Source organism: Thermopolyspora sp. NPDC052614, from assembly GCF_040678635.1.
Lineage (GTDB): Bacteria > Actinomycetota > Actinomycetes > Streptosporangiales > Streptosporangiaceae > Thermopolyspora.
Window position 1 is genome coordinate 132371 of sequence record NZ_JBFATZ010000010.1, and the last position, 7489, is coordinate 139859.

At 69.2% G+C, this 7489-nt stretch carries 7 protein-coding genes and 1 pseudogene; 3 read left to right on the top strand and 5 right to left on the bottom strand.

The features are described 5' to 3' along the window. Window positions 1–23: 23 nt before the first annotated feature. Window positions 24–2186 carry a transglycosylase domain-containing protein gene (locus tag AB0K60_RS22155; RefSeq protein ID WP_364057932.1) on the top strand — a complete coding sequence of 721 codons (2163 nt, stop codon included), beginning with the start codon at window positions 24–26 and terminating at the stop codon, window positions 2184–2186. A 3-nt stretch (window positions 2187–2189) separates the two neighbouring features. Here the strand turns inward: AB0K60_RS22155 and AB0K60_RS22160 are convergent. The 4 genes and pseudogenes from AB0K60_RS22160 to AB0K60_RS22175 form a co-directional block, all read right to left on the bottom strand. Further along, window positions 2190–4289: pseudogene (locus tag AB0K60_RS22160) on the bottom strand (thioredoxin domain-containing protein). Window positions 4290–4356: 67 nt separating this feature from the next. Further along, the gene (locus tag AB0K60_RS22165) at window positions 4357–4773 is read right to left on the bottom strand and encodes a VOC family protein (RefSeq protein ID WP_364057935.1); all 417 of its coding nucleotides are present in this window, start codon (window positions 4771–4773) and stop codon (window positions 4357–4359) included. Window positions 4774–4999: 226 nt separating this feature from the next. Beyond that, window positions 5000–5206 carry a DUF397 domain-containing protein gene (locus AB0K60_RS22170; RefSeq protein ID WP_364057938.1) on the bottom strand — a complete coding sequence of 69 codons (207 nt, stop codon included), beginning with the start codon at window positions 5204–5206 and terminating at the stop codon, window positions 5000–5002. Between the two features lie 20 nt (window positions 5207–5226). Next, window positions 5227–6084 carry a helix-turn-helix transcriptional regulator gene (locus AB0K60_RS22175; RefSeq protein ID WP_364057941.1) on the bottom strand — a complete coding sequence of 286 codons (858 nt, stop codon included), beginning with the start codon at window positions 6082–6084 and terminating at the stop codon, window positions 5227–5229. Window positions 6085–6239: 155 nt separating this feature from the next. On the opposite strand from AB0K60_RS22175, the gene AB0K60_RS22180 reads away from it, so the two are divergent. Next, window positions 6240–6566, top strand: coding sequence for a hypothetical protein (locus AB0K60_RS22180; RefSeq protein ID WP_364057944.1), 327 nt, complete (start codon window positions 6240–6242; stop codon window positions 6564–6566). 40 nt (window positions 6567–6606) lie between these two features. Next, a complete protein-coding gene (locus AB0K60_RS22185; protein WP_364057947.1) occupies window positions 6607–7155 on the top strand; it encodes an ATP-binding protein in 549 nt (182 codons plus the stop codon). Here AB0K60_RS22185 and AB0K60_RS22190 read toward each other — a convergent pair. Beyond that, the coding region (locus AB0K60_RS22190; protein ID WP_364057950.1) for a tetratricopeptide repeat protein at window positions 7152–7489 on the bottom strand (338 nt) is incomplete at its 5' end. The genes AB0K60_RS22185 and AB0K60_RS22190 overlap by 4 nt on opposite strands.

A 7489-nucleotide genomic window follows, 5' to 3' on the forward strand; every position in this document is an offset into this window, starting at 1 on the left:
TCGGGCCACGTGATGCGCACGGAGTGATCGGGGGGATCGAGGTGCGTGACGGCGAGCGGAAGCGGGGACTCGGGCGCCGGGTGCTCCGCATCGTCCTGATCGCCTTCGGCGTCGGCACGATCGCGGCCGTCGCCGCCTTCGCCGTGGCCTGGGTGCTGACGCCCATCCCGGACGACGCGCAGCCCCGGGCGGTCGCCCAGAAGTCGGTGATCTACTACCGCGACGGCAAGACCGTGCTCGCCACCCAGGGGGTGGTGAACCGTACCCGGGTGCCGCTCGCCCGCGTCCCCGAGCACGTCAGGAACGCGATCATCGCGGCCGAGAACCGGAGCTTCTACGAGGATCAGGGCATCTCGCTGTCCGGTACGGCTCGCGCCATGTGGTCCACCCTCACCGGGCAGCAGCTCCAGGGCGGGTCCACGATCACCCAGCAGATGGTGCGCAACTACTACAGCGGCCTGAGCCAGGAACGTTCCATCGGCCGCAAGCTCAAGGAAATCCTCATCTCCCTCAAGGTCGATCAGTCCAAGCCGAAGGACTGGGTCCTGGAGCAGTACGTCAACACGATCTACTTCGGCCGGGGCGCGTACGGGGTCCAGGCGGCCGCCCAGGCGTACTTCGGCAAGAACGTCGGCGCGCTCACCGTCGCCGAGGGCGCCTACCTGGCGGCCGTCATCCAGCAGCCCAGCCGGTTCGCCGACCCCAAGGGCGCCGAACTGGAGACGGCGCGGGCCCGCTGGGCGTGGGTGATCGACTCGATGCGGCAGACCGGCGCGCTCAGCGCCGCGGAGGCCGCCGCGCAGAAGTACCCCAAACTCCGCGAACCTCCGGCGGCGTTGTCGCTGAACGGCCAGAAGGGGCACGTGCTCGCCCAGGTCCGGGCCGAGCTCAACCGGCGCGGCTACACCGACGAGGAGATCAACCAGGGCGGCCTGCGCATCACCACCACCTTCGACAAGACGCTCATGGCCGCCGCCCGGCAGGCCGTCGAGTCCGTGCTGCCGCGCGACACGCCGAAGAAGGTCCGCACCGGCCTCGCCGCCGTCGATCCCGCCACCGGCGAGGTCCTGGCGTTCTACGGCGGCAAGGGCTACCAGTACGACAACGCCTTCTCGGCCAAGGTGCAGGCGGGCTCCACGTTCAAGCCGTACACGCTCGCCGCCGCCCTCGAAGCCGGGTACGGCCTCGGCACCCGCGTCAACGGCAACTCGCCGATGCGGGTGGCCTCCGCGCTCATCCCCAACTCCGGCGGCACCTCGTACGGCTCCGCGATCGACCTGGTCACCGCCACCCGCAACTCGGTGAACACCGCCTTCGTCGACCTCGGCCAGCGCGTCGGCCTCGACAAGGTCGCGGCGGCGGCCCAGGCCGCGGGCATCCCCGCCGAGCAGCTCGCCCCCCACCAGGCCGCCGCCACGCTCCCGCTCGGCGTCGCCTCGGTGAGCGCCGTACAGCAGGCGTCCGGCTTCGGCGTCTTCGCCGCCGAGGGCCTGTACTACGAACCGCACGTCATCCGCTCCATCAAGGACGCCTCCGGCGCGGTCCACGACGTCGCCGTCCAGGGCAGGCGCGTCTTCCGCCCCGAGACGGCCGCCGACACCACGTACGCGCTCACCCAGGTCGTCGAGGCCGGCACCGGCACCTCGGCCCGCCTCCCCGACCGCCCCGCCGCCGGCAAGACCGGCACCACCGACAAGTCGGCCTCGGTCTGGTTCGTCGGCTACACGCCGCAGCTCTCCACCGCCGTCAACATGTTCCGCGACGACAACAAGCCGGTCGCCGTCCCGGGGTACGGCGAGCTGTACGGCGGCTCGCTGCCCGCGCAGATCTGGCGGGCGTTCATGACCGAGGCGATGGCGGGGCTGCCGGTCGAGCAGTTCCCCGAGCCGACGTTCTACCAATCGGCGTACGACCCCTTCCAGGACGAGGACGACCTCCGCGAGGACGAGGACCCGGAGGACGCCGTTCCGGACGACGAGGAGGAGACCGGGCCGCCCGTCGAGGAGTCCGAGCCCAGCACCGAGCCCGTCCCCGAGGGGGACGAGCTCGGCACCGGCGGCGAGGAGTTCGACCAGGGCGATCCCGGCAACGACCCGCGCGAAGGCCGGGGCTTGGTCGAGGACGACGGCTCCGAGGGCGGCCTCACCGAGGACCTGCCCTTCGGCCCGCCCGACGACGGCCCGTAACCATTAGGAGCTTCGCACGAGCTGGGCGCGGAGGTCGTCCGGGCCGGTGACCGGGGCCTGGCAGGCGAAATGCCGGCACACGTACGCCGCGGGCCGCCCGTCGATCAGGCCGCGGGCCTCCAGCAGCGGCACGTGGGCCGCGTCGTCGCCGTCCGGCGTGCCCAGGGCGATCGCCGCGCCGGGGGCGTCCGCCATCAGGGCCGTGGCGTGCAGGGCCTTGGTACGCGGGTCGTCCGGCGGGCCGACGACGGCCACCTCCACCGGGCCGGACAGGGCGGCCTCGGCGACCGCCAGGCCCCACCCGGCGAAGCGGGGGTACCTCCCGGCCAGCATCGACACCGTGCCGAGCGCCGCCTCGGCGGCCTCCCGGTGGCGGGCCGAGCCGGTCAGCGCGGCGTAGGTGAGCAAAGCGCCCGCCGCCGCGGACCGGCCGGACGGGGCGGCGTTGTCGGTCGGGTCCTGCGGGCGCTGGAACAGCTCCTCGCCGTCGTCCGGGGTGTCGTAGAAGCCGCCGGAGCCGTCGGGGAAGCGGTCGAGCACCGTGTCGAGCAGCTCGCCGACGCGGCGGAACCAGCGGGTCTCGCCGGTGACGCCGTACAGGGTGAGCAGGCCCTCGGCCAGATCGGCGTAGTCCTCCAGCACTCCGGCGTTCGGGCCGGGGCGGCCGTCGCGGGACGTGCGCAGCAGGCGTCCGCCGTCGGTGACGTGCACCTCGTCGAGGAGCACGGCGGCGGCGCGGGCGGCGTCGATCAGCTCGGGGTCGTCGAACAGGGCGCCGGTCTCCGCCAGGGCCGCGATGGCCAGGCCGTTCCAGGCGGCGACCACCTTGTCGTCGCGGCCGGGCCGTACGCGGGAGGCACGGGCCGTGCGCAGCGCGGCACGTATCCGCTCGAACCGCTGGGCCGCCGACGAGTCCTCCGGGACATAAGGGGTGCTGGGGGTGCGCGGCTTCGGCCTCAGCGGATCACTGAGCAGCCGCAGCACCGAGCTGCCGTGCTCGAACGTGCCCTCCTCGGTCACCCCGAACACCGAGCACGCCCACTCGGCGTCCTCATCCCCGAGCACCTCGCGCAGCTCGGCGGGCGTCCAGACGTAGAACTTGCCCTCCACGCCCTCGCTGTCGGCGTCCAGCGCCGAGGCGAACCCGCCCTCATCCGTACGCATCTCGGCCAGCAGCCAGTACGCGGTCTCCAGCGCGACCCGCCTGGCCAACGCCATGTCGGCCGAGTAATCCTCCCGCGCCTCCAACACCCGATTGGCCATGGCCCGCCACCAATGCGTGTAAACACGCAGCAGCAGGGCGTTGTCGTACAACATCTTCTCGAAGTGCGGCACGGTCCACGTGGCGTCCACGCTGTACCGGGCGAAACCGCCCCCCACCTGGTCGTAGATGCCGCCCGTGGCCATCGCCCGCAGCGTCGTGGCGGCCATCCGCATGGCCTCCGGGGTCCCCCGCCGCAGCAGGAACTCCAGCACCATCGACGGCGGAAACTTCGGCGCCCGGCCGAACCCGCCGTTGACCGCGTCGAAGTCGGCGGCGAGCGCCTCAACCGCCCGACCCAGATCCTCCGGCGTCGGCAGCGGCCCCTGCGGCAGCCCACCCCGCTCGGTGAGCGCCCGCACGACCTGCGCCCCCTGCTTGATCACGCCTTCGCGGTCGTTCGCCCACGCCTGCGAAACCCCGACCAGCAGCCGCTGAAACTGCGCCCGCGGAAAGTACGTACCGGTATAGAAGGGATGCCCCTCCGGGGTGGCGAACACCGTCATCGGCCAGCCACCCTGCCCCGTCATCGCCTGCGTCGCGGTCATATAGATCGCGTCCACATCGGGACGTTCCTCGCGGTCCACCTTCACGTTGACGAACCGCTCATTCATCAGCGCCGCCGTCGCCTCATCCTCGAACGACTCGTGCGCCATCACATGGCATCAGAGATCACGAGAGGCGGATAACCAATGGCAGGATGAGTACCCCACGGAAATCAACAGGGGCACGTCCCGCCTCTTCGCCTCTCGCATCGCCTCCTCTCCCCATGGCCACCAGTCCACCGGATTGTCGGCATGCTGCAACAGATACGGCGACGTCTCCCCGCCCAGCCGATTCATACCTCCACACTCTCACGCCCGCCGACGCCCCTTCACCCGCCCCGCCGTACGAGCGCCCCCGCCCTGCTCACGCCGCCCGAGCGGAGATCTGCTGTACGGCCCAGCCGTTCCCGTCGGGATCGTCAAAGAAGAAGAACCCCACGTTGTCCAGATCCTCGTCACCGGTGCTCGGCCGAAACCCGTCCGGACCCGCGACCTGAATCTCCCCGACCTCGACCCCGCGCTCCACCAGCTCGTCCCGCGCCCGCGGCAGATCCGCGACCACAAGCTGCAGCCCCTTCAACGATCCCGGCTCCATCTGCGAGAACCCACCGCCGATGACGATCGAGCACCCCGACCCCGGCGGCGTGAGCTGCACGAAGCGCCCCCCGTCCACCGTATTGGTGTCATGATCCACGTGGAAGCCGAGCCCCTCGGCGTAGAAGGTCTTCGCCCGCTCCACGTCCGACACGGGCACCACGACCACCTCAAGCGTCCAGTTCATGCCCTGCCTCCCGAGCGCTGCGCATCGTTCGAACATATGAACCATATCGAGGATGGTCGCGTCTCGTCACTGATGTGGCTGTCCCAAGTCACCCGGAAGTCGGCATTGAAAGGAAGATCTCGCGGGCGTCAAGCGACGCACCCGATTTAAGGCAGCCCAAGAACGATCGTGTCCGCCCCGAAGCGAGCGAGTCCCCGAGTCCAAACCGGTCAGCGCTCGGAGATGCTCAGAGTCCGAGTCGCCCGGCTTTGATCCGCGCTACGAACGCTGTCCAGTCTGCGGCGCTGAACATGAGCTTCGGCCCGTCCGGATTCTTGCTGTCCCTCAGCGCGACCCGGTTCGCCGCCACGGCGGCCACTTCCAAGCATTCCCCGTTCTGCATGGAGCGACTGCTCTTGCGCCACCTTGCGCCCGACACGTCCACATCGGTCATCGGGCGCCTCCTTCCACGCGTCAACCAATGCTTTTTGAAGCTGTAACAAGCATAGTTCGAGTTTCATCGGGGCTGAGGGCCACGGCCCTAAGGTGATCGAAGGCTGTCGTGTAGTTCCGGACGTCTTCCGGTTTGTCCACCGCAAGGTTGCCGCCGATGGTCTCCATGTAGACGATGTCGTTCTCGGCAGCGTCGGCGAACCTCAGAATGACAAACGGCCCCACGATGCCCGAGTGCGCCCCGACGGCGTAAGGCACGACCTGAAGCGTGGTCTTACCGGCTTCGCTCACGGTGAGCAGATGCTGAAGCTGGGTACGCATGACCTCGGGGCCGCCGACCATGCGGTGGATGGCGGCTTCGTCGATGATCGCCCAGAGCTGGGGGCGGTCCGGCTTGGCGAGCACACGCTGCCGGTTTATGCGTACTTCGACGCGGCGTCGGATCTCGTCGGCATCGAGCTCCAGCGGCCCGCCCTTGCACAAGGCGTACGCGTAGTCCTCGGTCTGGAGCAGGCCCGGGATGACGGCGAGCTGGAAGGTGTGTATCGCGGACGCCTCATCCTCCAAGCCGATGAGGAACTCGTAGCGGCTGGGGAGGATGTCGCGGTAGGAGTACCACCAACCGCGCTTACGAGACTCCTTGGCGAGCTGGATCAAAGCCGCCAGGTGCTCCTTGTCCCGCATCCCGTACAGGTCGCACATCACCCGGACGTCGTTCGGGTGAGGCCCGGTACGCCCGGTCTCGATCCGGAAGACCTTGGTGTGGTGCCAGTCCAACTGGGTGGCGACCTCCTCCTGCGTGTACCCCGCCTCCTCGCGCAGCCTCCGCAGCTCAGCGACGAGCTGGCGACGCCGTACCGGATTCTGTTGCGCGGGCATGTGAAAATCCCCTCCCAATCAGTGATGCGGGCACTACTGTATGTGATTGCTCGATGCAGCCCTGCATGAACTCGGCTGTAACCGGATGCAGCGCACAGAGCATGCCACCTGGCCAACATCATCTGCTGGCGAAGAACGAAAGGTCGGTTTTGACCATGACGACCCTCCCGGCGACCCGCACCGTCGTCTACCTGGTCCAAACCCCGAACAACGCGGGCGAATGGACCGACGCCGGCGAGTTCGGCGTAGGCAAGTCCCGCACCGTCCACACCGTCGCCACCTGTGTCCTCCACGCCCAGCAGGCGAACCACCCGCGCCGCCCCTGCCGCGTACTCGCCTGGGACACCTGGACCGCCCAGCACCTCATCGGCTGCACCCCGTACCCGGAGAACGCCGACCCCACCACCCAGCTCGCCTGGCTGACCGACATGCGCCGGCACGTGCCGCCCCACGCCGAAGTCGCCGCCCCCAACCGAAAGTGATCACTCATCTTCGACTCAGCAACCCAGCCAAGGAGAATCCATGCCACCCAGCGGACCTTTGGACCCCTACGGCCCACCCCCCGCGCACCCCCCGTCCCCGTACACGCCCACCTCCACCCCGTCCCGACAGACCCCCATCCCCACCCCCACCCTCCACGACCGCTACCGAAGCTGCATCGCCCTCCCGGCCATCCCCACCTCCGTCGCGACCGCCCGCATCCACACCCGCGACCTCCTGACCCGCTGGCACCTCCCCACCGCCATCGACGACGCCGTCCTCGTCGTCGCTGAACTCCTCACCAACGCCATCAAGGCCACCGCCTCCATCCCGCCCCAGGCCACCTACCCCGACCTCTACGACCACCTCGAAGTCGTCTGCCTGTCCCTCTACCACCTGCCGGGCGAACTCCTCATCGAAGTCTGGGACCCCAACCGCGAGCCCCCACTCCCACGCACCGCCACCCCCGACGAGGAAACCGGCCGCGGCCTCCTCCTGGTCAACTCCCTCACCCTCGCCTGGGGCACCCACTGGCCACCCCTCGGCGGCAAAACCATCTGGGCCACCCTCACCCTCGACCCGCCCAACTAAACTGCTCTCCGCCGCCTCCATTCACTGAGGGTTTTCAGGTTGCCTCGCACCGTTTGAGTAAGCGGATGGTCGTAGCCGAATACCCGCTCACAATGCGTCAGGGTGCTATCGCACAGGGAGATGGCACGATCGAGGTCTCCGGCGCTTTGGTAAGCGTGGGCGAGGTTGTTGCGTGTGGTCAGGGTGTCGGGGTGGTCGTCACCGAGCACTCGTTCCTGCGTGGTCAGGGTGTGTTCATACAGGGAGATGGCACGATCGAGGTCTCCGGCGCTTTGGTAAGCGTGGGCGAGGTTGTTGCGTGTGGTCAGGGTGTCGGGGTGGTCGTCACCGAGCA

Excerpts from the sequence above, each read along its gene's own strand:
- AB0K60_RS22165 (WP_364057935.1), bottom strand. The coding sequence starts at position 4,773 with ATGAACTGGACGCTTGAGGTGGTCGTGGTGCCCGTGTCGGACGTGGAG.
- AB0K60_RS22170 (WP_364057938.1), bottom strand. The coding sequence starts at position 5,206 with ATGACCGATGTGGACGTGTCGGGCGCAAGGTGGCGCAAGAGCAGTCGC.
- AB0K60_RS22175 (WP_364057941.1), bottom strand. The coding sequence starts at position 6,084 with ATGCCCGCGCAACAGAATCCGGTACGGCGTCGCCAGCTCGTCGCTGAG.
- AB0K60_RS22180 (WP_364057944.1), top strand. The coding sequence starts at position 6,240 with ATGACGACCCTCCCGGCGACCCGCACCGTCGTCTACCTGGTCCAAACC.
- AB0K60_RS22185 (WP_364057947.1), top strand. The coding sequence starts at position 6,607 with ATGCCACCCAGCGGACCTTTGGACCCCTACGGCCCACCCCCCGCGCAC.